This is a genomic window from Clostridium phoceensis (assembly GCF_001244495.1).
Classification (GTDB): domain Bacteria; phylum Bacillota; class Clostridia; order Oscillospirales; family Oscillospiraceae; genus Lawsonibacter; species Lawsonibacter asaccharolyticus.
The window spans coordinates 1,424,634-1,447,036 of sequence record NZ_LN866274.1 but is presented as its reverse complement, the minus strand read 5'-3'; the positions used below and the strand labels follow the sequence as shown (position 1 = coordinate 1,447,036).

At 63.0% G+C, this 22,403-nt stretch carries 23 protein-coding genes, 1 pseudogene and 1 riboswitch; of the genes and pseudogenes, 14 read left to right on the top strand and 10 right to left on the bottom strand.

The features are described 5' to 3' along the window. Positions 1-13 precede the first annotated feature (13 nt). A riboswitch (TPP riboswitch) is annotated at positions 14-120 on the bottom strand. 558 nt (positions 121-678) lie between these two features. The 13 genes from cdd to BN1969_RS17085 all read left to right on the top strand — a co-directional run bounded on the left by cdd (position 679) and on the right by BN1969_RS17085 (position 11,536). Beyond that, complete coding sequence (cdd, locus tag BN1969_RS07830; protein WP_050623790.1) at positions 679-1,077, top strand: cytidine deaminase; 399 nt, start codon at positions 679-681, stop codon at positions 1,075-1,077. A 69-nt stretch (positions 1,078-1,146) separates the two neighbouring features. Next, a complete protein-coding gene (locus BN1969_RS07825) occupies positions 1,147-1,359 on the top strand; it encodes a DUF378 domain-containing protein (protein ID WP_050623789.1) in 213 nt (70 codons plus the stop codon). A gap of 213 nt (positions 1,360-1,572) precedes the next feature. Further along, a complete protein-coding gene (locus tag BN1969_RS07820; RefSeq protein WP_050623788.1) occupies positions 1,573-2,451 on the top strand; it encodes a phosphate ABC transporter substrate-binding protein in 879 nt (292 codons plus the stop codon). 215 nt (positions 2,452-2,666) lie between these two features. Further along, entirely contained in the window at positions 2,667-3,524 is an 858-nt protein-coding gene (pstC, locus tag BN1969_RS07815; protein WP_050625431.1) for a phosphate ABC transporter permease subunit PstC, read from the top strand. Between the two features lie 3 nt (positions 3,525-3,527). After that, positions 3,528-4,487 (top strand): phosphate ABC transporter permease PstA, encoded by a 960-nt coding sequence (gene pstA, locus BN1969_RS07810; RefSeq protein WP_082203537.1) that lies wholly within the window; start codon positions 3,528-3,530, stop codon positions 4,485-4,487. Positions 4,488-4,498: 11 nt separating this feature from the next. Further along, complete coding sequence (gene pstB, locus BN1969_RS07805; protein WP_050623787.1) at positions 4,499-5,260, top strand: phosphate ABC transporter ATP-binding protein PstB; 762 nt, start codon at positions 4,499-4,501, stop codon at positions 5,258-5,260. Further along, on the top strand, positions 5,260-5,904 hold the full coding sequence (gene phoU, locus BN1969_RS07800; RefSeq protein WP_050623786.1) for a phosphate signaling complex protein PhoU: 645 nt from the start codon (positions 5,260-5,262) through the stop codon (positions 5,902-5,904). Before pstB ends, phoU begins: the two co-directional genes overlap by 1 nt. Positions 5,905-5,947: 43 nt before the next feature. Continuing rightward, complete coding sequence (locus tag BN1969_RS07795) at positions 5,948-6,646, top strand: response regulator transcription factor (RefSeq protein WP_050623785.1); 699 nt, start codon at positions 5,948-5,950, stop codon at positions 6,644-6,646. Beyond that, a complete protein-coding gene (locus BN1969_RS07790; RefSeq protein WP_077138729.1) occupies positions 6,643-8,352 on the top strand; it encodes a sensor histidine kinase in 1,710 nt (569 codons plus the stop codon). The genes BN1969_RS07795 and BN1969_RS07790 overlap by 4 nt, the downstream gene beginning before the upstream one ends. Before the next feature lie 260 nt (positions 8,353-8,612). Then, positions 8,613-8,825 (top strand): FeoA family protein, encoded by a 213-nt coding sequence (locus BN1969_RS07785; protein ID WP_050623784.1) that lies wholly within the window; start codon positions 8,613-8,615, stop codon positions 8,823-8,825. A gap of 14 nt (positions 8,826-8,839) precedes the next feature. Beyond that, the gene (locus tag BN1969_RS07780) at positions 8,840-9,061 is read left to right on the top strand and encodes a FeoA family protein (RefSeq protein ID WP_050623783.1); all 222 of its coding nucleotides are present in this window, start codon (positions 8,840-8,842) and stop codon (positions 9,059-9,061) included. 61 nt (positions 9,062-9,122) lie between these two features. Continuing rightward, on the top strand, positions 9,123-11,333 hold the full coding sequence (gene feoB, locus BN1969_RS07775) for a ferrous iron transport protein B (protein WP_050623782.1): 2,211 nt from the start codon (positions 9,123-9,125) through the stop codon (positions 11,331-11,333). A gap of 26 nt (positions 11,334-11,359) precedes the next feature. Further along, on the top strand, positions 11,360-11,536 hold the full coding sequence (locus BN1969_RS17085; protein ID WP_242850298.1) for a FeoB-associated Cys-rich membrane protein: 177 nt from the start codon (positions 11,360-11,362) through the stop codon (positions 11,534-11,536). A gap of 313 nt (positions 11,537-11,849) precedes the next feature. On the opposite strand, the pseudogene BN1969_RS07770 reads toward BN1969_RS17085, so the two are convergent. From BN1969_RS07770 to BN1969_RS07745, 6 genes and pseudogenes are all read right to left on the bottom strand, one after another. Then, positions 11,850-13,340: pseudogene (locus tag BN1969_RS07770) on the bottom strand (RecQ family ATP-dependent DNA helicase); the annotation flags it as partial. Positions 13,341-13,675: 335 nt separating this feature from the next. Next, complete coding sequence (gene rpoD, locus BN1969_RS07765; RefSeq protein ID WP_077138818.1) at positions 13,676-14,887, bottom strand: RNA polymerase sigma factor RpoD; 1,212 nt, start codon at positions 14,885-14,887, stop codon at positions 13,676-13,678. Between the two features lie 92 nt (positions 14,888-14,979). Beyond that, the gene (gene dnaG / locus BN1969_RS07760; protein WP_050623780.1) at positions 14,980-16,743 is read right to left on the bottom strand and encodes a DNA primase; all 1,764 of its coding nucleotides are present in this window, start codon (positions 16,741-16,743) and stop codon (positions 14,980-14,982) included. 66 nt (positions 16,744-16,809) lie between these two features. Beyond that, entirely contained in the window at positions 16,810-17,814 is a 1,005-nt protein-coding gene (locus BN1969_RS07755; RefSeq protein WP_050623779.1) for a deoxyguanosinetriphosphate triphosphohydrolase, read from the bottom strand. A gap of 120 nt (positions 17,815-17,934) precedes the next feature. Then, positions 17,935-18,588 (bottom strand): IMPACT family protein, encoded by a 654-nt coding sequence (locus tag BN1969_RS07750; RefSeq protein WP_050623778.1) that lies wholly within the window; start codon positions 18,586-18,588, stop codon positions 17,935-17,937. Positions 18,589-19,026: 438 nt separating this feature from the next. Further along, the gene (locus BN1969_RS07745) at positions 19,027-19,221 is read right to left on the bottom strand and encodes a type II toxin-antitoxin system RelB family anti-toxin (protein ID WP_050623777.1); all 195 of its coding nucleotides are present in this window, start codon (positions 19,219-19,221) and stop codon (positions 19,027-19,029) included. Between the two features lie 129 nt (positions 19,222-19,350). On the opposite strand from BN1969_RS07745, the gene BN1969_RS07740 reads away from it, so the two are divergent. After that, on the top strand, positions 19,351-19,602 hold the full coding sequence (locus BN1969_RS07740) for a hypothetical protein (RefSeq protein WP_050623776.1): 252 nt from the start codon (positions 19,351-19,353) through the stop codon (positions 19,600-19,602). Here BN1969_RS07740 and BN1969_RS07735 read toward each other — a convergent pair. From BN1969_RS07735 to rpmE, 4 genes are all read right to left on the bottom strand, one after another. Beyond that, positions 19,563-20,069: a GNAT family N-acetyltransferase gene (locus BN1969_RS07735; protein ID WP_242850297.1), complete on the bottom strand. Its 507-nt coding sequence runs from the start codon at positions 20,067-20,069 to the stop codon at positions 19,563-19,565. The two genes, BN1969_RS07740 and BN1969_RS07735, sit on opposite strands and share 40 nt — an antisense overlap. Before the next feature lie 42 nt (positions 20,070-20,111). Then, complete coding sequence (hflX, locus tag BN1969_RS07730; protein ID WP_050623774.1) at positions 20,112-21,398, bottom strand: GTPase HflX; 1,287 nt, start codon at positions 21,396-21,398, stop codon at positions 20,112-20,114. Positions 21,399-21,457: 59 nt separating this feature from the next. Further along, entirely contained in the window at positions 21,458-21,955 is a 498-nt protein-coding gene (locus BN1969_RS07725; protein ID WP_050623773.1) for a flavin reductase family protein, read from the bottom strand. A gap of 134 nt (positions 21,956-22,089) precedes the next feature. Next, positions 22,090-22,293 (bottom strand): 50S ribosomal protein L31, encoded by a 204-nt coding sequence (rpmE, locus tag BN1969_RS07720; RefSeq protein ID WP_050623772.1) that lies wholly within the window; start codon positions 22,291-22,293, stop codon positions 22,090-22,092. Positions 22,294-22,403: the final 110 nt, after the last annotated feature.

The following is a 22,403-nucleotide window of genomic DNA, read 5'->3' as shown; positions in this document are numbered from 1 at the left end:
TATCCCCGCGGCCTAGTTCCGCAAGTATATTTCCCTACGTTGGCATTACCCAAATCAGGTCACAGGTCGGAGCGAACAGCTCCCTCTCAGCCCGTCATGCGAGCTCCCTTTTCTCGTCATTTTTCTCTGCTGTCGTTTTTCTTATTATAAGCTCTGTGTCCCGTTCTGGCAAGAGCAGGAACTTGTTTTTTTCACATAGGTCGTTGCAAAAAATCACTGTTTGGAACAAATGTCTTATTTTGCTCCTGCTTGTTCCTGTTTCTCCCAGGCCGGCCCCGGGTGCGTAACAAGGCGTTCCTCCCGCCAAAGGGCACAAAATTTTTTCCTTTACTCCACCATGTTGTCCTGTCCTTTGCAAGGCAGTGGTCTCCGATCACCCGGTTTTTTTCAAACTGCCGGAGCCATCCCCTGGCAGTTCCCGGCGCAGAAGAGACGTGGAGGCCCTTGAGAAGCACCGGTCTCTGTGGTAAAATAGAGACGAAATGCAGGGACTCTGCCTGTACTGACCGTAAAGGAAACCACAGGTCTTTTTCACGCTCTGTTTTATAATATGGCCCTCTCTCCTTCACATTCTGTTTTTCCCCCAGAGCGATGTCTCCCTTTGCGGTCCCCGCCGGGGCATTCCGCAGCACCGGCGCTTCCCGCTTTCCGGATATCCGCCACAGAAAGGAGCAAACTATGACTGATGCTGAGCTGATCTCCACGGCCGTCTCCATGCAGGAGCGGGCCTATGTACCCTATTCTCATTTTCCCGTGGGCGCTGCCCTGTTGTGCAGTGACGGGGCGGTGTTCACCGGATGCAATGTGGAGAACGCCGCCTACGGCTCCACCCTCTGCGCCGAGCGCACGGCGCTGGTCAAGGCGGTGAGCGAGGGCCGCACCGGCGGCTTCACCGCTATCGCCATCGCCGGCCGGGGAAGCGACTTCTGCTGGCCCTGCGGTGCCTGCCGGCAGATGCTGTTTGAATTTGCTCCCCAGCTCCGGGTCCTGGCCGTCCGAGGGGACGGTGCCTTCCAGTCCGCCCCGCTCTCCACCCTGCTGCCCTGCGGCTTCGGGCCGGGCTCCCTTAATTTTTGAATCGACGGAATAAAAAGCTCTCTTTTGGCCAAACTACCTCCGGAATACCAATGCGAGGAGGTATGAACCATGATAATGGATAAGATCGCCCTGACTCTGCTGATCATCGGCGGCCTGAACTGGGGCAGCGTGGGTCTGTTTCGATTCGACCTGGTGGCCTTCGCCTGCGGCGGTTCCGGCAGTATGATCAGTCGCGTGATCTATACCCTGGTGGGTCTTTCCGCCGTGTGGTGCATCTCTCTGCTCTTCCGGGACAAGGACCCCGTGGAGGAGCGGAGCTGAGGCCAGTCCACCGTTCCATTCAGAACATGTGATATTCCAAACCGGCCGCCGGAAGTCCCGGCGGCCGGTATTTTACATTTTTACTCTCTGATTTTACCGCACTTTACGCAGATTTAACATATCCGCTGTTTCGCATTTTACATTTCTTTTTTATACTGAGCCCTGTACTCCATAGGAAACACAAAACGAATGCAATAAAGGAGAAGATCTTACATGAAAAAACTGACTTGCATGGGGCTGTCTCTGGCCCTGATGGCCGGCCTGCTGGCCGGCTGCGGCTCCAATGGGACCACCTCCACTCCCACCAGCACCCCCGCCGCCAGCTCCACCCCTGTCCAATCCCAGACCACCACCCTCAGCGGCACCGTGAACACAGACGGCTCCACCTCCATGGAGAGCGTGGTCAAGGCCCTGGCTGAGGCTTTTATGGAGCAGAACCCCGATGTGACCGTCAACTACTCCGGCACTGGCTCCGGCACCGGCATCCAGGCCGCCATCGACGGCACCGTGGACCTGGGACTGGCCTCCCGTGCCCTGAAGGACGAAGAGAAGAGCAACGGCGCCGTAGAGAACATCGTAGCCCTGGACGGCGTGGCCGTGGTTGTCAACCCTGAGAACGGCGTGACCGACCTGACCGTGGAGCAGATCGCCCAGATCTTCACCGGCGAGATCACCAACTGGTCCGAGCTGGGCGGCGCCGATGCCGAGATCGCGGTCTTTGGCCGTGAGGCCGGCTCCGGCACCCGGGGGGCCTTTGAGGAGATTGTGGGCGTTGAAGATGCCTGTAAGTACACCAACGAGTATTCCTCCACCGGCGACGTCATCGGCAACGTGGCCTCCAACCCCAACGGCATCGGCTATGCCTCCCTGTCCGCCGTGGACGACACCGTGAAGGCCGTGGCGGTCAACGGCGTGACCCCCTCCGAGGACACCGTGAAGGACGGCTCCTATGAGATCCAGCGTCCCTTCGTTATGGTCACCAAGGAGGGCACCCAGCTCTCCGAGGCAGCCCAGGCTTTCCTGGATTTTGCCATGAGCGCTGACGCCGCTGAGATCATTGCTGTTGCCGGCGCTGTGTCTGCCAACGCCTGAGCTCACCCGATCCAATTCAAAACAAGCCCCCGAGCCCGGGGGCTTGTTTTGAATGATGTCTCCCCTTCTGCCCCCTTTCCTCAGTTGACACACAGGCACGGCCCCCGCGCCCGTGTGTCAGCTGAGGAGACAGAATCTACAAGAAAAGGTTGAGTACTATGAAAAAAGAGCATCCCGGCGTCCCCGGCGGGGGCGCCCTCCGGGCCAAAGAGGCCATGGAGCTGATTATGATGATTGTGTTTCTGGTCTGCGGCTTCATCGCCATCGCCTTTGTCCTGCTGATCACCGTGTACCTGATCATCTCCGGCCTGCCCGCTATCCGTGAGGTGGGGTTGACCGACTTCCTCTTCGGAACTCGCTGGGCCTCCACCGACAAGACCGACCCCGCCTATGGCATCCTCCCCTTTATCCTCACCTCTATCTATGGCACCGCCGGGGCCATCCTCATCGGGGTGCCCATCGGCTTCCTCACCGCCGTCTTTCTCTCCAAGGTGGCGCCCCCCAGGGTGGCCGCCGTCATCCGCCCGGCAGTGGATCTGCTGGCGGGCATCCCCTCGGTGGTCTACGGCCTGGTGGGCATGATGGTCCTTCTCCCCGCCATCCGTAAAACCTTTGACATCGCCGCCGGTGACAGCCTGCTGGCCGCCATCATCGTATTGGCAGTGATGATCCTGCCCTCCATCATCTCGGTGTCCGAGACCGCCCTGAATGCGGTGCCCCGGGAGTATGAGGAGGCCAGCCTGGCCCTGGGGGCCACCGAGCTGGAGACCTACTTCCGGGTCTCTGTCCCCGCAGCCAAGAGCGGCATCGCCGCCGCTGTGGTGCTGGGCGTGGGCCGGGCCATCGGTGAGGCCATGGCTATCCTGATGGTGGCCGGCAATGTGGCCAACATGCCCTCTCTGCTCTCCAGCGTCAAATTCCTCACCACCGCCATTGCCAGCGAGATGAGCTATGCCGCCGTGGGCAGCCTCCAGCGCAACGCCCTGTACTCCATTGGGCTGATCCTATTTCTGTTTATCATGTGCATCAATGTGATCCTAAACGTATTCCTGAAACGGAACAAGGAGGGCTGAGCTATGACCAACGCCATGATCTCCTCGGAAGAGGCCCAGAGCTACCAGTCCAAGGGCCTCTCTCCCCGCCGCCGCACCTATGAGGTGGGGATGCGCGGGCTGCTGTATCTCTCCGCGGGCATCACCTGCCTGCTGCTCCTCTTTCTCATCGGCTACATCCTCTACCGGGGCCTGCCCAATCTGAACTGGACCTTCCTCACCAGCCAGGAGAGTGTCCTGCGGGGGACCGACGGCATCATGCCTGCCATCCAGAACACCCTCTATGTCATCGTGGTCACCCTGATCTTCATCCTGCCCCTGGGGGTGGGGGCCGCCATCTACCTCACCGAGTACGCCTCCAACCACAAGCTGGTCTCTGCCATCGAGTTCGCCACCGAGACTCTGGCCGGCATCCCCTCTATCCTGTACGCCCTGGTGGGTATGCTGATCTTCTGTCAGGTCATGGACCTGGGCAAGACCCTGCTGGCCGGCGCCCTCACCCTGGTCATCATGACCCTGCCCACCATCATCCGCACCACCCAGGAGTCCCTGAAGACGGTGCCCCAGAGCTACCGGGAGGGCTCCCTGGGCCTGGGGGCCGGCAAGTGGCACATGATCCGCACCGTGGTGCTCCCCTCCTCCGTGGACGGCATCGTCACCGGCTGCATCCTGTCCATCGGCCGTGTGGTGGGCGAGTCTGCGGTGCTCATGTTCACCGCCGGCATGGGCACCACCCTCCAGAACTTTTTCGGCAGCTTCAACGACCAAGCTCTGTCGCATTTTCTGTCCACCGGTGACCTTTCCCTTCTGTTCAGTGGCCTGACTGACAGCTCCGGTGCCACCCTCACTGTGGCCCTGTACGTCTACGCCAAGGAGCGGGCCGAGTTCGACCTGGCCTTCTCTGTGGCCCTGGTCCTGCTGGCCATCACCCTCGCCATCAATCTGTCCGCCAAGCTGGTGGGCAAGCGCCTGAAAAAGCGCTAAGGAGGACAACTATGGATCAATCTGTCATTCTCTCGGCCTGCGGGCTGAACCTGTATTACGGTGAGAACCACGCACTGAAGGACATCTCCATCGACATCAAAGCCAACAAGATCACCGCCCTCATCGGGCCCTCCGGCTGCGGCAAGTCCACCTTTCTGCGGACCATCGATCGGATGAACGACCTGATCCCCAGCGTGAAGATCACCGGCTCCCTCACCTTCCACGGGCAGGAGATCTACGCCCCCGGCGTAGACGTCACCGACCTGCGCCGGCGCATCGGCATGGTGTTCCAGAAGCCCAACCCCTTTCCCATGTCTATCTACGACAACGTGGCCTACGGCCCCCGCACCCATGGAGTGCGCTCCAAGCTGGCCTTGGACGAGCTGGTGGAGAAGTCCCTGCGTCAGGCCGCCATCTGGGACGAGGTGAAAGACCGGCTGAAAAAGCCCGCCCTGGGCCTGTCTGGCGGCCAGCAGCAGCGCCTGTGCATCGCCCGGGCCCTGGCCGTCCAACCGGAGGTGCTGCTGATGGACGAGGCCACCTCCGCCCTGGACCCCATCTCTACATCCAAAATAGAAGACCTTGCCATGGAGCTGAAAAGCGAGTACACTATCGTCATGGTGACTCACAACATGCAGCAGGCCGCCCGCGTCTCCGACCAGACCGCTTTCTTCCTGCTGGGCGACCTGGTGGAGTACGGGGACACGGAGCAGCTCTTTTCCATGCCCCAGGACAAGCGCACCGAGGACTACATCACCGGGAGGTTTGGATAATGCGAGTCAAATTTGAAGCACAGTTGGAGCGGCTCAACGTAGAACTTATCACCATGGGTGCCCTGTGCGAGGAGGTCATCTCCGGCGCGGCCAAGGCCCTGCTGGACGGCGATTCCGGCCTGCGGGAGACCGTGCTGGCCGCGGAGCGGGACATCAACCAAAAGGAGCGGGACATCGAAAGCCTGTGTATGAAGCTGCTGCTCCAGCAGCAGCCGGTGGCCCGGGATCTGCGCACCATCTCCTCCGCCCTGAAGATGATCTCTGACATGGAGCGCATCGGCGACCAAGCCGCAGACATCGCTGAGATCACCCGGGATATCGCCGACAACAGCATCAAGGACCTGGTCCCTATCGGGGACATGGCCCGGGCCACCATCAAGATGGTTACCGACAGCGTGGACTCCTTTGTCCGCAAGGACCTGGGTCTGGCGGAGGCAGTGATCTCCTCCGACGACGTGGTGGACGATCTGTTTCTCCAGGTCCGTGAGGAGTTGATCCGCCGCATCGGCATGGGGGACAGCGGAGAGGTGTGCATCGACCTGCTGATGATCGCCAAATATCTGGAGCGCATCGGAGATCACGCCGTCAACATCGCCGAGTGGGTGGAGTACTCCCTCACCGGGCACCATGCTGACCTGCCCTGAACGGCGGGCGCCCCAATTTTCACAGCCGTAGGAGGTCCTACCCATGATTTATTTTCTGGAAGACGACCCCAGCATCCGCAAGCTGGTCATTTATACCCTGAACAGCCAGGGCATGGAGGCGGAGGGCTTTGAACTGCCCTCCCAGTTCTGGGCCGCCATGGAGCGGCAGCTCCCCTCCCTGGTCCTGCTGGACCTGATGCTCCCGGAGGAGGACGGCCTGCACATCCTCAAGCGCATCCGCGCCGGCGCCTCCACCGCCAGGCTCCCCGTCATCCTGATCACCGCTAAGGGGACCGAGTACGACAAGGTGGTGGGCCTGGACGGCGGGGCGGACGACTACATCGCCAAGCCCTTCGGCATGATGGAGCTGATGGCCCGCATCCGCACCGCCCTGCGCCACAGCGGCGGGGAGGCGGAGCCGGTCCACGCCCTTACTTTGGGCCCACTGCGCATCGATCCGGCCCGCCATCAGGTGCTGGCCCACGGGCGGGAAGTCACCCTCACCCTGAAGGAATTCCAGCTGCTCTCCCTTTTGGTGGAGCATGCGGGGACCGTATTCACCCGGGACCAGCTGCTCAACACCATCTGGGGCTATGAGTTCGACGGCGCCAGCCGCACAGTGGATGTCCACGTCCGCACCCTGCGTCAAAAGCTGGGGGAGGCGGGCCGCTGCATCGAGACCGTGCGGGGCGTTGGCTACAAGGCGGAATCTGATCCGTCCAAAAGTGAGGAACAGCCATGACATCTAAAATCTTCCGCAACTCCTTTCTGGTGGGCGTTGCGGTGTTCTTTCTCTCTATCGCTCTGTTCATGGGCGTGCTGTACCAGTATTTTGGCAGCCAGCTGCTGATCCAGCTGGAGTCGGAGGCCGCCCTGGCTGCCCGTGGGGTGGAGATGGGCAGCATGGATTATCTGGACGGCCTCTCCTCCGCCAACCGTATCACCTGGATCGACGCCGGCGGCACTGTCCTCTTTGACAACCAGGCCGACCCCGCCCAGATGGAGAACCACGCCGACCGGGAGGAGGTGCGAGCCGCTCTGGAGAGCGAGACAGGCACCGCCTCCCGCTACTCCACGACCCTCTCTCAGCGGACCCTGTACTTTGCCCAGCGGCTGGCTGACGGGACGGTGCTACGGGTGTCCAGTGAGCAGCGCAGCCTCCCTTCCCTGCTCCTGTCCATGGTCCAGCCCATCCTCATCATCCTGGTGCTGGCCGTGGCCCTGTCGGCGGTGCTGGCCTCCCGCCTTTCCAAGCACATCATCAAGCCCGTCCTTGCCATCGACCTGGAGCACCCAGAGGACTCCGACACCTACGAAGAGCTCACCCCCCTGCTTTCCCGCATCAAGCAGCAGAACCAGACCATCGCCCAGCAGATGGCCCAGCTGCGCCAGAAGCAGAACGAGTTCACCGCCATCACCGAGAACATGAGCGAGGGCTTCCTCCTGCTGGACCGGCAGGGGCGCATCCTCTCCCACAACTCCGGTGCCCTGCGCCTGCTCCACGCCGCCGCCCCTGAGGAACGGGCCAGCTACCTCACTCTGAACCGCACCGAGCGCTTCCGCCAAGCGGTGGATGCCGCCCTCACCGGCAGGCGGGACGAGCAGCTGGTGGACCTGGGAGGCCGCTGCTGCCAGCTGCTGGCCAACCCCGTGATTCAAGACGGCCAGGTGGCCGGCGCCGTGCTGGTCATCCTGGATGTCACCGAGCGGGAACAGCGGGAGGAGCTGCGCCGGGAGTTCACCGCCAATGTATCTCATGAGCTCAAGACCCCCCTCACCTCCATCTCCGGCATTGCGGAGATCATCAAGGGCGGGCTGGTCAAGCCGCAGGACATCCCCGGCTTCGCAGACGACATCTACGGCGAGGCCCAGCGCATGATCCGCCTGGTGGAGGACATCCTCCGCCTGTCCCAGCTGGATGAAGGGGGCAGCTCCCTCCAGACGGAGGAGGTGGACCTGTACCACCTGGCCCAGGAGGTGGCCGGCCGCCTGACCCCCGCCGCTGTCAAGGGGCAGGTCACCCTGGAGGTGACGGGCGGACCGGTGCGGATCTCTGGCGTGCGCCAGCTTTTGGACGAGATGATCAGCAACCTGTGCGACAACGCCATCAAGTACAATCGTCCTGGGGGCCGGGTCACTATCTCCGTCTCCCGCTCCGACCGGGGCGCGGAGCTCTCTGTGTCCGACACGGGCATCGGTATCCCTCCTGAGGACCAGAGCCGGGTCTTTGAGCGGTTCTACCGGGTGGACAAGAGCCACTCCAAAGCCATCGGAGGCACCGGTCTGGGACTGTCCATTGTCAAGCACGGGGCGGCCTTCCACGGGGCCGACCTCTCCCTGGAGAGCCAGCCGGACCGNGGCGCGCCTCCCCCGGGGCCCACCCCCCCCGGGAGAGCCGGCCGGCCCGCGGGACCCCCATCCGCCTCACCTTCCCCGGCCAAAACGTGAAATAAGGCACATGGCCCGCCGCTGGTACGGCGGGCCATGCTTTTTTCTCTCTGGGAAAAATAGACGGGATCCTGCTCTGTTCACCGGCTGCTTTTGTCTCGGCTGGAAAAGTGCGGAGCACGGCCCAATTTTTTCAGAAAAGGGCTTGACAAATCCGGTTAGCAGAAGTAAACTCTATCTGTTCCGATGGTTAGATTAAGCTAACCAGCTTTTCAAGCAATTCTAGCAGCAAAAGTCAACCTGATCTGGGAGGGAGTCTCATGATGCCCCTGACAATGGCCAGACCCGGCGAGACCGTGGTCATCCGAAAGATCACCGGCAGGGACGAGGTGCGCCAGCATCTGGCAGAGCTCGGCTTTGTGGTGGACGAGTCGGTGACCGTCATCAGCGAGATGGCCGGCAACCTGATTCTTCAGGTAAAGGACAGCCGGGTCGCTGTGGACAGGACCATGGCCAACCGTATTATGATCTGAGGAGGAGAGAAAGGATGAAAACGCTGAAAGACGCCAAGGTGGGAGACACCGTCACCGTGGCTAAGCTCCACGGCGAGGGAGCCGTGAAGCGCCGCATTATGGATATGGGGATCACCAAGGGAGTGGAGATCCACATCCGAAAGGTCGCCCCGCTGGGGGACCCTATGGAGTTGAATGTGCGGGGCTATGAGCTGTCCGTCCGCAAGGCAGACGCGGAGATGATCGAGATCCTCTGAGCTCCGCTTTCGTTTTTCACTGTTAGTTAGTCACTTCTAACTTTCTGAAGGGAGAAATACCATGAACATCAAGATCGCGCTGGCGGGCAACCCGAACTGCGGTAAGACCACCCTGTTCAATGCCCTGACCGGCTCCAACCAGTACGTGGGCAACTGGCCCGGCGTCACGGTGGAAAAGAAGGAGGGCAAGCTGAAGGGCCACAAGGAGGTCATCATCCAGGACCTGCCTGGCATCTACTCCCTGTCCCCCTATACGCTGGAGGAGGTGGTGGCCCGCAACTACCTGGTCAATGAGAAGCCGGACGCCATCCTCAACATCGTGGACGGCACCAACATCGAGCGCAACCTGTACCTGACCACCCAGCTCATCGAGCTGGGCCTGCCCGTGGTAGTGGCGGTCAACATGATAGATCTGGTGCGGAAGAACGGCGACAAGATCGACCTCCAGAAGCTGGGCCAGGCCCTGGGCTGCCAGGTGGTGGAGATGAGCGCCCTGAAGGGCGAGGGCGGCATGGCCGCCGCCGAGCGGGCCGTAGCCGCGGCCCAGGCCCACAAGGCCGGGGAGCTCCCCCACGTGTTCACTGGCAGCGTAGAGCACGCCATCGCCCACATTGAGGAGTCCATTCAGGGCATGGTGGACGACCAGTATCTCCGCTGGTATGCCATCAAGGTGTTCGAGCGGGACGAGAAGGTGCTGGAGTCCCTGACCCTGACCAAAGACCTGGAGGCCCACCTGGAGGCCCACATCGCCGACTGTGAGAACGAGCTGGAGGACGACGCTGAGAGCATCATCACCAACCAGCGCTATGCGTACATCAACTCTGTGGTCAACAGGGCAGTAAAAAAGAAGGCCCCCAAGCACAGCCTGACTACCTCCGACAAGATCGACCGGATCGTGACCAACCGTGTCCTGGCCCTGCCCATCTTCGTGGCAGTGATGTTTCTGATCTATGCCATCGCCATGGGCGGCTGGGCCATCTCCATCGGCACCGCCGCCACTGACTTCACCAACGACACCATCTTCGGTGAGTGGGTGCCCGGCTTCTTTGACAGCTTCCTGCTCAACGCCAGCGGCGAGCCTGTGGTGGCCGACTGGCTGTACGGCCTGATCCAGGACGGTATCGTGGCCGGCGTGGGCGCCGTGCTGGGCTTCGTGCCCCAGATGCTGGTCCTGTTCGTCCTGCTGGCTGTCCTGGAGGATGTGGGCTACATGGCCCGCATCGCCTTCATCATGGACCGGATCTTCCGCCGCTTCGGCCTGTCCGGCAAGAGCTTCATCCCCATGCTGGTGGCTACCGGTTGCGGCGTGCCCGGGATCATGGCCTCCCGCACCATCGAGCAGGACCGTGACCGCAAAATCACCATCATGACCACCGGCTTCATCCCCTGCGGCGCCAAGATGCCCATCATCGGCCTGTTCGCCGGCGCTGTCTTTGGCAACTCCGCCTGGGTGGCTACCTCCGCCTACTTCATTGGCGTGGCGGCGGTCATCGTCTCCGGCATCATGCTGAAGAAATTCAAGGCCTTTGCCGGCGAGCCCGCCCCCTTTGTCATGGAGCTGCCCGCCTACCACGCCCCCTCCGCCGGCAACGTGCTGCGGGCCACCTGGGAGCGTGGCTGGTCCTTCATCAAGCGGGCCGGCACCGTCATCCTGATCTCCTCCATCATCCTGTGGTTCCTCCAGGGCTACGGTTTTGTGGACGGCGTATTCCAGGCCGTGGAGGACAACAACGACTCCCTGCTGGCCGTCATCGGCAATGCCATCGCCTGGATCTTCTACCCCCTGGGCTGGACCGGTTCCATGGCCTGGAAGGCCGCAGTGGCTACCTTCACCGGCCTCATCGCCAAGGAGGAGGTGGTTAACACCTTCGGTGTGCTGTACCACTACGCCGGCGACATCGATCTGATGGAGGACTCCAGCCCCATCTGGGCTATGGTGGGGGCTGACTTCGGCGCCATCTCCGCCTACTCCTTCATGATCTTCAACCTGCTGTGCGCCCCCTGCTTCGCTGCCATGGGCGCCATCAAGCGGGAGATGCACAACACCAAGTGGACTCTGGGCGCCATCGGCTACATGTGCCTGTTCGCCTATGTGACTGCCATGATCGTCTATCAGATCGGCGGTCTGTTCACCGGCGAGGCCGCCTTCAGCGTCTTCACCGTCATCGCCATCGCCCTGCTGGCCGGCATCATCTTCCTGCTGGTGCGCAGGGGCTACCAGCCCAGCGAGGAGGTCCGTCACCTGACCGACATCCCTGCCGGCAAGAAATAATCTGTGATCGACAAGGAGGGTCAGATATGTCCCAGCTGCTGCCTACCATCATCGTCTCCCTGATCCTTGCGGGCGTGGTCGCCCTCGCGGTCCGCTCCCTGTGGCAGTCCCACAAGTCGGGCGGCCACTGCAATGGGGACTGCGGCACCTGCGGCGGGTGCGGCGGACACCACACTCGCTGCGGCCCCCACGCTCCGAAGTAAAATATGTATATAAGAGCCTGCCCCGGACACCATCTGTCTGGGGCAGGCTCTTATATTGCCGCTGTCTCCTGAAAATCCGAGATGATCTCCAGGAACTGAGCTCCGTACTGCTCCGCCTTGAAGCTGCCCACGCCGCCCACGTTCTGGAGCTGACGCAGATCCCGTGGCTGGGCAGCCGCCATCTCCCGCAGGGNGAGGTGTATAGGAGACAGGTCGGGGGGCTGCCCTCCGCCCGCCGGCGGTCGGCCGCCGGCCGCTCCTCCCGAACGGCCTTCATCATCAGCGGTCCGTCGCTGTACGCCACGTCCTCCGCCCGCTCCCCGCACCGGAGGACCGGGTACTGGCCGTCAGTGAGCTCCAGGATGTGCTCGTCCACCAGGAAGCGGATGCGGTCCTGGACCTCCCGCTGACTCAGGGCGGCCAGGGCTCCATAGGTCCTCTCCCGCTCCAGCCGGTAACGGCGGATCTTCTCGTTCTCCCCGCCGCACAGCACTGCGGCGATCAGTCCGGCGCCGAACCGCTGGCCGGTCTCCGCCACACAGCGGAGGATGGCCCGGGCGTCCTCCCCCACATCGATCTCCTGGAAATTGTGGAGGCAGTTGTAGCAGGCGCCGCAGTAGTCCGGGGCCGACTGGCCGAAATAGTTCAGGATATACTGACGCAGGCACCGCCGGGTGCAGCAGTAGAACGTCATCTGCTTCAGACGACCCAAGTCCCGCTCCTGGAGCTGCCGCGCCGTCTCCGGGTCCAGCTGCTCGCTGGGCTCGCTCTGGCTGATGAGGAACTGGGCTGTGCGCACGTCCTGCCCGCTGTACAGCAGGATACATCGGGCCTCCGCCCCGTCCCGGCCCGCCCGGCCCGCCTCCTGGTAGTAGCTCTCCAGGTCCTTTGGCATGTTGTAGTGGATGACGAAGCGCACGTCCGACTTGTCGATCCCCATCCCGAAAGCGTTGGTAGCCACCATCACCTGGACCCGGTCGAAGAGGAAGTCCTCCTGATTCTGCTGCCGCTCCTCCGGCTCCAGCCCAGCGTGGTAGCGGGTTGCGGAGATGCCGGAGCTCTGGAGGAACTGGCAGACCTCCTCCACGTTCTTCCGGGTGGAGCAGTAGACGATGCCGCACTCCCCCGGCCGCTCCCGCACCCGGGCCAGCAGCTCCACCCGCTTTACGGAGGGGTGGCACACCTCCAGATACAGGTTGTCCCGGTCAAACCCGGTGGTGATGGACAGGGGGGCCTCCAGCTCCAGCAGCCGCTGGATATCCTCCCGGACCTCTGAGGTGGCGGTGGCGGTGAAGGCCCCCACCACCGGCCTCTGGGGCAGCCGGTCCACAAAGTCCGGGATGTTCAGATAGGCGGGGCGGAAGTCCTGCCCCCACTGGGAGATACAGTGGGCCTCGTCCACTGCCACCATGGAGATCTGGGCCGAGCGGACAAAGGACTGGAACCCCTCGGTATCCAGCCGCTCCGGAGCCACATAGATGATTTTGTACCGGCCCTCCCTGGCCCGGTCCAGGGCCAGCAGATACTGCCGGTAGGTGAGAGAGCTGTTGAGGTAGGCGGCGGGCACTCCCATCTGCACCAGCTGGGTCACCTGGTCCCTCATGAGGGAGACCAGCGGGGAGACCACCAGGGTGATGCCGGGCAGCAGCAGGGCAGGCACCTGATAGCACACCGATTTCCCCGCTCCCGTGGGCATGACGGCCAGCACATCCCGCCCGGCCAGCAGTGCGTCGATGATCTCCTCCTGACCGCCCCGGAAGGTGTCATAGCCGAAATACTGCTTCAAAACATCCTGCTTTGTCATAGTCGTTCTCCGCTCTTTCCCGCAAAGCACACCCCCGGAGCCGCGCTCCGGGGGATGTGTGTTCCGCTGGGGTCCTTTTTGCAGGTGGGGCACCTGAAACCTGCGCCCCGGCCCTCCGGTGCTCTGCCCGCCTGTCAGTTCAAAAAGTCTTTTCGTTTCTTGGAACGAGAAGGATGACGCGTCGCCGTCGCGGACTGCATATCCCTCGCCCCTGCCGGAGGCGGGAGCTCACTCATTCCGTCGCTCCGGCTCTCCCCGTGCGGCCCGCTGCGCTGGGCCCGCCCGGGGGCCCCGGAAAGCTGCGCCCCGGAACACTCAGCAAAACGATCCCCGGATCAGTTCAAAAAGTCTTTTAGTTTCTTGGAACGAGAAGGATGACGCAGCTTTCTGAGGGCCTTGGCCTCGATCTGGCGGATGCGCTCCCGGGTGACGTTGAACTCCTTTCCCACCTCTTCCAAGGTACGGGTCCGTCCGTCCTCGATGCCGAAGCGCAGCTTGAGCACCTTCTCCTCCCGGGGGGTCAGGGTGGAGAGCACATCCACCAGCTGCTCCTTCAGCAGGGTGAAGGAGGCGGCCTCGGCGGGCTCGCTGGCATCCTCGTCGGGGATGAAGTCCCCCAGGTGGCTGTCCTCCTCCTCCCCGATGGGGGTCTCCAGAGAGACAGGCTCCTGGGCGATCTTCAGGATCTCCCGCACCCGGTCCACCGGCATGTTCATCTCGTCGGCGATCTCCTCCGGCGTGGGGTCGTGGCCCAGCTCCTGGAGCAGCTGGCGTGAGACCCGGATCACCTTGTTGATGGTCTCCACCATGTGCACCGGGATGCGGATGGTGCGGGCCTGGTCAGCGATCGCCCGGGTGATGGCCTGACGGATCCACCATGTGGCGTAAGTGGAGAACTTGTACCCCTTGGTGTAGTCGAACTTCTCCACCGCCTTGATCAGGCCCAGGTTGCCCTCCTGGATCAGGTCCAGGAACTGCATCCCCCGGCCCACATACCGCTTGGCAATGGAGACCACCAGGCGCAGGTTGGCCTCTGCCAGCCGCTGCTTGGCCCGCTCGCCCTTTTTGATGGCTTTCTCCAGCTCGGTGCGGACCTCGGCGGGGATCTCCTCTCCGGAGCTCTCCAGCTCCTCCATCTGCTCCTTTGCCTCGGCGCCCGCCCCCATGGCCTGGGCCAGGTCGATCTCCTCATCGGAGGTGAGCAGGTTGACCTTGCCGATCTCCTTCAGATACATCCGCACCGGGTCGTCGGTGCCGAAGGCGTCCACCATGGTGTTGGGGTCCACGATCTCTTCCTCAGGCAGCTCTTCGATGGCCTCAATGGTGGGCTCCACGTCGTCGGGCAGCTCGGGGATGTAGTCCTCCCCCACTGTGTCGATGCCTAGGTTCTCCAGAGTATCATAGATCTTGTCCATCTGCTCGGACTCCAGATCCATGTCCTCCAGCACGTCCATCAGCTCGGCGGCCGACAGATTGCCCTTCTTCTTGCCCCGCTCGATCAGTTCGGCCAGCTTTTCCGCACCTGGGATGCCTCCCACCACCTTCATGACCTCCACCTTGCCCGCTTCCATGCGGGTCTCGATGTCGGTCTTGCTCTTCTTCTCTTCCACAGCGGCGGAAGTCTCTGTCTTCTTGGTGCTCATGGCTTCTCCTCCATATATGCTTTTGTTTCCTGATATCTCTTTTGCGCCGCCCTCAGCAGAGCTTCCTCATCTGTCCCGCTGCGGCGCAGCCCCTCCTCCCGGATGAGGGCGATGTAGTCGGCCAGGGCTCTGCGGCTGTTGGCCAGATTTTCCGGCTGCTCGGCCACCCAGGCCAGGTGGGCCATCTCCTCCGGCTCCAGCGCTCCGGCCAGGGCGGGCAGCTGGGTGCTCAGTCCCTCTGCCGCACGGCTGCGCAGCAGGTCAAAGATCCGCCCCAGCAGCGGAGAGGAGAACTCCGAACCCGTCAGGCCCTCCGTCTCCTCCAGCAGGGAGCTGTCCAGCAGGATCAGGCGCAGCACCCCCTCCTCCGCCCGGGCGGAGCGGATGTTGTCGTAGCGCATCCCCCTGGCCTTGGGCTGGAGCTGGATGGCGGGGGACAGGTCCCGCCGCTCCTGCTGCTTTTTTTCCTTCTGGATGCGGCGGCGGAGCTCCTTTTTGACCTCCTGGGCCATGGCCTCGGCGGAGATGCCCGCCATCTGGGCCGCATGGCCCCCATAGATCTCCCGCTCCACCGCGCTGTGCAGGGAGGCGATCACCCCGGTGGCCTCCCGCAGAAACTCCACCCGCTGGCTGTCGTCGCTCAGGTCATACCGGCCCCGCAGCTGCTCCAGCCGGTAGTCGATGTGGTTCTCGCTCTTGTCCAGCAGACGGGCGAAGGCCTCGGGCCCGTATTTCTTGATGAACTCGTCCGGGTCCTTTGCCCCCTTCACCCGGAGGACCTTCACATTCAGCCCCGCCCGCTCCAGCAGGGGGATGGCCCGCTGGGCGGCGGACACCCCCGCCCCGTCGCCGTCGTAGGCGATGACCGCGTCCTTGAAGTAGCGGGCCAGCAGCTGGGCGTGCTCCGCGGTCAGAGAGGTGCCCAGGGAGGCCACCGCGCTGTCAAAGCCCGCCTGGTGGAGGGAGATGGTGTCCATATACCCCTCCGTCAGGATCACCCGCCCCGCCCTGGACTTCTTGGCGATGTTCAGGGCAAATACATTGCGGCTCTTGTTGTACACCGGCGTGTCCGGCGAGTTGAGGTACTTGGGGGTGGAGTCATCCATCACCCGGCCGCCGAAGCCGATCACGTCCCCCCGGATGTCGATGATAGGGAACATGACCCGGTTTCGGAAGCGGTCATAGATGCGGCCGTCCTTGTTGCTCACCGCCAGCCCGGCGTCCAGCAGGTCGGCCTTGTCCCACCCCTGCTCCGCCAGGGCCGTCAGCAGACCGTCCCAGCGGTCGGGGGCGAAGCCCAGTCCGAACCGGGTCAGGGTCCCCCGGCTCAGCCCGCGCCTCTGAAGGTAGGCCAGCCCCGCCGCCCCCTCCGGGGCGTACAGCCACTTGTGGAACACCCGGGCCGCCGCCTTGTTGATGGTCAGCAGCTTTTCCCGCCGCTCCTTCATGCCGGCGCTGAAGCCGCCGGTGTCCGGCACCTCCAGGTTCACCCGCTTGGCCAGCACTCCCACCGCGTCCCGGAAGGGCAGGCTGTCCAGCTCCATGATGAAGTTGATGGCCCCGCCGCCCTTCCCGCAGCCGAAGCACTTGAAGATCTGCTTGTCCGGGGAGACGGAAAAGGAGGGGGTCTTTTCTGAGTGGAAGGGGCACAGTCCCCAGTAGTTGCGGCCCTTTTTGGTCAGGCGCACATACTCGCCCACCAGGTCCACGATGTCAGTCCGGGCGATCAGCTCGTCCAAAAACCGCTCCGGTATGGGCATTTTTCTCCCCCTTCCGCTATTGATGGCCCGAATCCCGGCTCTTTATCCCTATTCGGGGAAAAAGGCCTACTTCACGCCCCATCCCATGGGGATGAACAGCCGGGTGTACTCGCTCACCGCGAAGGGGTCGGTCATCCCTGCGATATAGTCGCACACCGCCCGGTCCACCCCCTCCTCCAGGCGGATCGCCTGGAAGTCGGCGGGCAGCTCATCGGGGTTTTTCTGGTAATACCCGAAGAGCATCTTCAGCATGTCCTGGGCCTTGCTCTCCTCCCCCTTTGCGATGGGGTTGGTGTAGACATTGGCGAACATGAACTCCTTCAGCACCGCCATGGCCTCCCCCACCTGGGGGGACTGACAGATGCGGTCCTGCCCCCGGCTGGCGGAGATGGCGTCCACCACCAGGGCGTTGATCCGCTCCCCGTGGGTAAAGCCCAGCACCTGGGACACCTCCAGCGGGATGTCGATGGGGTAGATCACTCCGCCCCGCAGGGCATCCTCGATGTCGTGGTTGATGTAGGCAATCTTGTCGGCCAGACGGACCACCTGCCCCTCCAGGGTGGCGGCGTCCTCCCCGCCGGTATGGCGCTCGATGCCGTTGCGCACTTCCCAGGTCAGGTTCAGTCCGGCTCCCTCCTTCTCCAGCCGCTCCACCACCCGCAGGGACTGCCGGAAGTGGGCGAAGCCGCCGGGCACGATGGAGTTGAGCAGCCGCTCTCCCGCGTGGCCGAAGGGGGTGTGGCCCAAATCGTGGCCCAGGGCGATGGCCTCGGTCAGGTCCTCGTTCAGCGCCAGCCCCCGGGCGATGGTCCGGGCAATGCGGCTGACCTCCAGGGTGTGGGTCATCCGGGTACGGTAGTGGTCCCCCTCCGGCTGGAGGAACACCTGGGTCTTGTGCTTCAGCCGCCGGAAGGACTTGCAGTAGACGATGCGGTCTGTGTCCACCTGGAAGCAGGTGCGCACGCCGCAGGGCTCCTCCGGCCGCGCCCGGCCCCGGGTCTGCTCCGCCAGGCAGGCGCGGGAGGACAGTGTCTCCCGCTCCCTCTGTTCAGTCTGCTCTCTCAGCGTCATGGTCCCTCCTGTCCCACCCCGCCGGGGTGCATGTGAGGTCGTACAGTTCCGTACACTTTATCTTATACGAGGCCGCTCCCCATTTTCCTTCTAAAAAATCAAAATTTTTCAAAAAATTTTTTATCCGGGTCCGCCGGCCCCTCCGGCGGGCCGCCAAGGCACGTCCTGGAACCGCTCCCCGGTGGCGATGCCCTCCACCGTCCCGGCGGTCATGTCCAGGATGTGTGCCAGATATGCCTCCGCCTTCTCCTCCGGCAGCAAGACAGTGAGGGTCACATCAGCCCCGTACTCCGTCTCCGGGATCACGCCGCCCCAGGCGGCGGTCTCCGACTTCAGGAGCTCCAAAAGGCTGTATGGACAGGGCACCAGCGTCTCCACCCAGCGGCGCACCACCGAGATGCCGGCGGCGTCCAGGGCATCCTTGGCGCTTTGAGTATAAGCCCGGACCAGCCCCCCCGCCCCCAGAAGGATGCCCCCAAAATACCGGGTGACCACACAGCAGACGTTGGTGACCTCCTCCCGCTGGAACACGTTGAGCATGGGCTGGCCCGCCGTCCCCTGGGGCTCCCCGTCGTCCGAGTAGCGCACCGGCCCCTCCCGCAGCAGGTAGCACCAGCAGTTGTGCCGGGCGTCGTAGTACCGCTTTTTCATCTCCTCGATGCGGGCACGGGCCTCCTCCTCGCTCTCCACACGCCAGACATGGCCGATGAAGCGGGAGCGCTTCTCGACCAGCTCCGCCTCACCGGCCTGGGTGGGGATGTAATACTCTGTCATGGGGTCACCTGCCTTTGCACGTTTTGGGGAATACTCGCGGGGCGCGCCTAGATTGGCACAATAGGGGCGGCTGGTGGGAAACCGGCGGGCGCACATTGCGCGCCCCTGCGCAAAGGCCGAAAATATCATGTAGGGGCGGCCTCCAGCCGCCCGAAAAGCCTTCCCCTCCTCCGGGGGGGAAGGTGGCACGGCGAAGCCGTGACGGATGAGGGGGCGTTCTTCCGCCAGAGCGATTCAATAGCCCGGGCAGGTCTGGAAATCACTCCTGCGGCACATCGCAGACCTGGGACCGGCGGGCGGGGGCAAGCCCCACCCCCTACACAAAGACAGGGAGAAGCACGCACCCAGCAGGGCCCGATGCCCGCATCGGGCCGCATCCTCACGGACGGCGGGCGCACAGTGTGCGTCCCTGCGCAGGGACCGGGGCCGCGGCGCCCCTTAGGGCTCGTCAGGAAAGACTTTGATCTGCAATTCCTTGCAGATCCGGAAAAACTGTTCCAACGATGGATTTTTTCTTCCCCGCTCTATTTCACTGATAAATGTCTGTGTCACGCCCAGCCGTTTTGCCAGCTTGTTTTGACTTAATCCCTGCTTCTCTCGGTTCCTTTTCAAAATTGCCCGATAATCTTCCATCGTTCTCACCTTCTTCTCTATTATAGCTCATAGCTATTGTTTTGAAAATTATAGCTTTTAGCTCTTGACCGAGCAAGAGCTGTTCGCTATAATAGCTTTAAGCTCTATATCAGAAGGAGGTAATCATCTATGGAACACGAGCTCGATCTGCTGGACCATCTGAACGACACGGTCACCCGCATCACAGAGGACACGCTGCTGCTCTCCCTTCTGCTGGACTATATGGACGGTCTCTCCTGCCGCCCGGAGCAGGTTTCCCGGGAAATCTCCGAAAACCTCCTCCAGCGGCTGGGGGACAGCCTGGAGCAGGACGCCGGCGCCCTCCGCCGCCTGTGGCAGTCCTACGGGGTCTCCGGCCGCAGCAGGGCGTACATGCAGTAGTCCCGCAGCCGGCCGTTTTTCCATATGCCGCAGCGCATGACGCCCTCCAGAGCGAAGCCCGCCTTCTCCAGCACTCGGCGGGAGCCGGCGTTGTGGGCGAAGGGCTCCGCGTAGATGCGCACGATGTCCCACGCCTCAAAGCCCGTCCGGCACATCTCCTCCACCGCCTTGGTCATGATGCCCCGGCCCCAGAAGGCCCGGCCCAGCCAGTAGCCCAGCTCGGCCGACCGGCGGCAGACATCCGTGCCCCGGGTGAGGGCCACGCTGCCCACGGCCTGTCCATCCACCACGATGGCCCGGAATATGGCCTGCTCCGGCTCCGCCGCCCTGCACAGGCGGATGAACTCCTCCGCGTCTGACAGTTGGTAGGGGCAGGGGAACACATCCCGCAGGTTGGCGGCCACCTGGGGGTCATCGGCATGCCGGGCGATAGAGGGGGCGTCCTCCGGGCGCCAGGGTCTGAGCATCACGTCCATGGTCCTTTCCCTTTCTTTTCTGAGATGGGGCTTTCAGTCTTCCCAGGGCTCCCGACGTGGCCTCCAGCCCTCCACCAGCGGGCCCAGCTGACCGATCACCTTGGGGGTGCAGACCGCCGCCACATCGATGGTCTCGCCGTACTCCACCGACTCCACCTTGGCCTGCTGGTAGAGCTTGTCCAGCAGCCCGCCCTGGTCGTAGGGCAGATGGATGATCACCCGGCGGGCGCCGTTGTCCAGCCGCCTGCCGATGGCGGCCAGCAGTTCGGGCACCCCCTCGCCGGTCCTGGCGGAGATGGAGACGATGTCCTCCCCGTGGGGCCGGATGTCCCCCAGATACCGGTCGCATTTGTTGAAAACATCCAGGCGGGGGGTCTGTTCGGCCCCCAGCTCCCGGATCAGGTCCTCCACCACCGCCGTCTGGTCCCGCCACTCCGGGTTGGAGGCATCGATCACATGGAGCAGCAGGTCGGCGTACTCCAGCTCCTCCAGGGTGGCCTTGAAGGCCTCCACCAGATGGTGGGGCAGCTTGCGGATAAAGCCCACCGTGTCGGAGATGAGCACCGTGCAGGTGTCGGAGATCTCCAGGGTGCGGGTGGTGGTGTCCAGGGTGTCGAACAGCCGGTCATTGGCCGGGATGGCCGCCCCGGTGAGCCGGTTGAGCAGGGTGGATTTGCCCGCATTGGTATAGCCCACAATGGCCACCACCGGTACCTCGTTCTTGATGCGCCGCTCCCGCTGGGTGGCCCGCACCCGGCGCACATCCTTCAGCTCCTCCTCCAGCTTGGAGATCTTGCGGCGGATGTGCCGCCGGTCGCTCTCCAGCTGGGTCTCGCCGGGGCCGCGGGTGCCGATGGCGCCCTCCTGCCGCTCCAGATGGGTCCACATGCCCATCAGGCGGGGGAGCAGATACTTATACTGGGCCAGCTCCACCTGGAGCCGGCCCTCCCGGGTGCGGGCCCGCTGGGCGAAGATGTCCAGGATCAGGGCGGAGCGGTCCAGCACCGACACCCCCAGGTCCTCTGACAAGACCCTCTGCTGGGAGGGAGACAGGCCGTTGTCAAAGATCACCATGTCCGCGTCCATGGCATGGGCCACTTCCTTCACCTCAGCCACCTTGCCCTCCCCGATGAAGGTGCGGGGGTCCGGGCTGTCCTTGGACTGGGTCACCACGCCCACGCACTCTCCCCCCGCTGTCTCCAGCAGGGCGGAGAGCTCCTCCATAGAGGCCTCGTCGGCGTTCTCCTCCGGGGCCAGGACGCGGGAGGACAGGCCCACCAGCACCGCCCTGTTTTTCTTTTCCGTGTTGTTTTCTGTCATAGATCCTCCAAAATGGGATTTTCCCCGTCTGTCAGGAGGCGGTCCGGGCGCTGAGGCCCTTATTTCCTCAGCGCCTCCACGACCTCTCCGATATACATGGTATGGTAGTCCTTCTCAGGATAAAATCTGTCCTTGGCATCCTGGGGGATGGCCTGGGGGTCCATCTCCTGGGCATAGCGCTTGCGGCAGACCAGCACCAGCTCCGCCTCCTCAAAATAGGGGGCCCCGCACTCGGCCTTGGCCACGGTGAAGCCGCACTCCTTCACCTTGTCCACCTCCCGGCCGCTCTTGCTGCCGCACAGGGTGAGGGCCTTGCGCTGCTCCTCCCCGAAAAAGGCCAGGGTGAAATACTCCTCCCGGTCCACGAACTCCTTGGTGTACCGCTGGGGCCGCAGGTAAATGGTGGCCGCCGGGGCGCCCCACAGCACGCCCAGTCCGCCCCAGCTGGCGGTCATGGTGTTGCACCGCTCCGCCGTGCCGGCGGTGATGAGCATCCACCGGTCCCCGATGAGGGAAAATACGTTGTCCTGCAAGCTCTTCACGTCGATCTTCTTCATGATACAGCCTCCTAACTCATTTTTGATCTCATCTGTTAGTTTATGCCCCTCCCTGGGGCGAGGATACTCCGGGCCGACAGCAAAATACGACAAAAAGCCGCACCGATCCACGGTGCGGCTTTTGAGGCGCAATCTCACTTGTCCAGGCCGAACTTCTTGTTGAAGCGGCTGACACGACCACCGGTGTCCACCATCTTCTGCTTACCGGTGTAGAAGGGGTGACACTTGGAACACACTTCCACGCGGATATCCTTCTTGGTGGAGCCAGTCTCGATCACATTGCCGCAAGCGCACCGGATGGTGGTCTGCTGATAATCGGGATGGATGCCTGCTTTCATTGTATCTTCACCTCTTTCTCCATGGAGGGATCATCTGTAAACGCAACTGATATAATAGCATGGATCTCCCGCAAAAGCAACTATTTTTTCAAAAAATTATCCTGACTTTT

Bases quoted from the DNA above. Each gene is read 5' to 3' on its own strand.
- BN1969_RS07745 (WP_050623777.1), bottom strand. From the start codon at position 19,221: ATGGAAGATTATCGGGCAATTTTGAAAAGGAACCGAGAGAAGCAGGGA.
- pstB (WP_050623787.1), top strand. From the start codon at position 4,499: ATGGATCAATCTGTCATTCTCTCGGCCTGCGGGCTGAACCTGTATTAC.
- BN1969_RS07785 (WP_050623784.1), top strand. From the start codon at position 8,613: ATGATGCCCCTGACAATGGCCAGACCCGGCGAGACCGTGGTCATCCGA.
- hflX (WP_050623774.1), bottom strand. From the start codon at position 21,398: ATGACAGAAAACAACACGGAAAAGAAAAACAGGGCGGTGCTGGTGGGC.
- BN1969_RS17085 (WP_242850298.1), top strand. From the start codon at position 11,360: ATGTCCCAGCTGCTGCCTACCATCATCGTCTCCCTGATCCTTGCGGGC.
- BN1969_RS07725 (WP_050623773.1), bottom strand. From the start codon at position 21,955: ATGAAGAAGATCGACGTGAAGAGCTTGCAGGACAACGTATTTTCCCTC.
- rpmE (WP_050623772.1), bottom strand. From the start codon at position 22,293: ATGAAAGCAGGCATCCATCCCGATTATCAGCAGACCACCATCCGGTGC.
- BN1969_RS07825 (WP_050623789.1), top strand. From the start codon at position 1,147: ATGATAATGGATAAGATCGCCCTGACTCTGCTGATCATCGGCGGCCTG.
- phoU (WP_050623786.1), top strand. From the start codon at position 5,260: ATGCGAGTCAAATTTGAAGCACAGTTGGAGCGGCTCAACGTAGAACTT.
- pstA (WP_082203537.1), top strand. From the start codon at position 3,528: ATGACCAACGCCATGATCTCCTCGGAAGAGGCCCAGAGCTACCAGTCC.
- BN1969_RS07795 (WP_050623785.1), top strand. From the start codon at position 5,948: ATGATTTATTTTCTGGAAGACGACCCCAGCATCCGCAAGCTGGTCATT.
- dnaG (WP_050623780.1), bottom strand. From the start codon at position 16,743: ATGCCCATACCGGAGCGGTTTTTGGACGAGCTGATCGCCCGGACTGAC.
- BN1969_RS07780 (WP_050623783.1), top strand. From the start codon at position 8,840: ATGAAAACGCTGAAAGACGCCAAGGTGGGAGACACCGTCACCGTGGCT.
- cdd (WP_050623790.1), top strand. From the start codon at position 679: ATGACTGATGCTGAGCTGATCTCCACGGCCGTCTCCATGCAGGAGCGG.
- BN1969_RS07755 (WP_050623779.1), bottom strand. From the start codon at position 17,814: ATGACGCTGAGAGAGCAGACTGAACAGAGGGAGCGGGAGACACTGTCC.
- BN1969_RS07820 (WP_050623788.1), top strand. From the start codon at position 1,573: ATGAAAAAACTGACTTGCATGGGGCTGTCTCTGGCCCTGATGGCCGGC.
- BN1969_RS07740 (WP_050623776.1), top strand. From the start codon at position 19,351: ATGGAACACGAGCTCGATCTGCTGGACCATCTGAACGACACGGTCACC.
- feoB (WP_050623782.1), top strand. From the start codon at position 9,123: ATGAACATCAAGATCGCGCTGGCGGGCAACCCGAACTGCGGTAAGACC.
- pstC (WP_050625431.1), top strand. From the start codon at position 2,667: ATGGAGCTGATTATGATGATTGTGTTTCTGGTCTGCGGCTTCATCGCC.
- BN1969_RS07735 (WP_242850297.1), bottom strand. From the start codon at position 20,069: ATGCTCAGACCCTGGCGCCCGGAGGACGCCCCCTCTATCGCCCGGCAT.
- rpoD (WP_077138818.1), bottom strand. From the start codon at position 14,887: ATGAAGGTGGTGGGAGGCATCCCAGGTGCGGAAAAGCTGGCCGAACTG.
- BN1969_RS07750 (WP_050623778.1), bottom strand. From the start codon at position 18,588: ATGACAGAGTATTACATCCCCACCCAGGCCGGTGAGGCGGAGCTGGTC.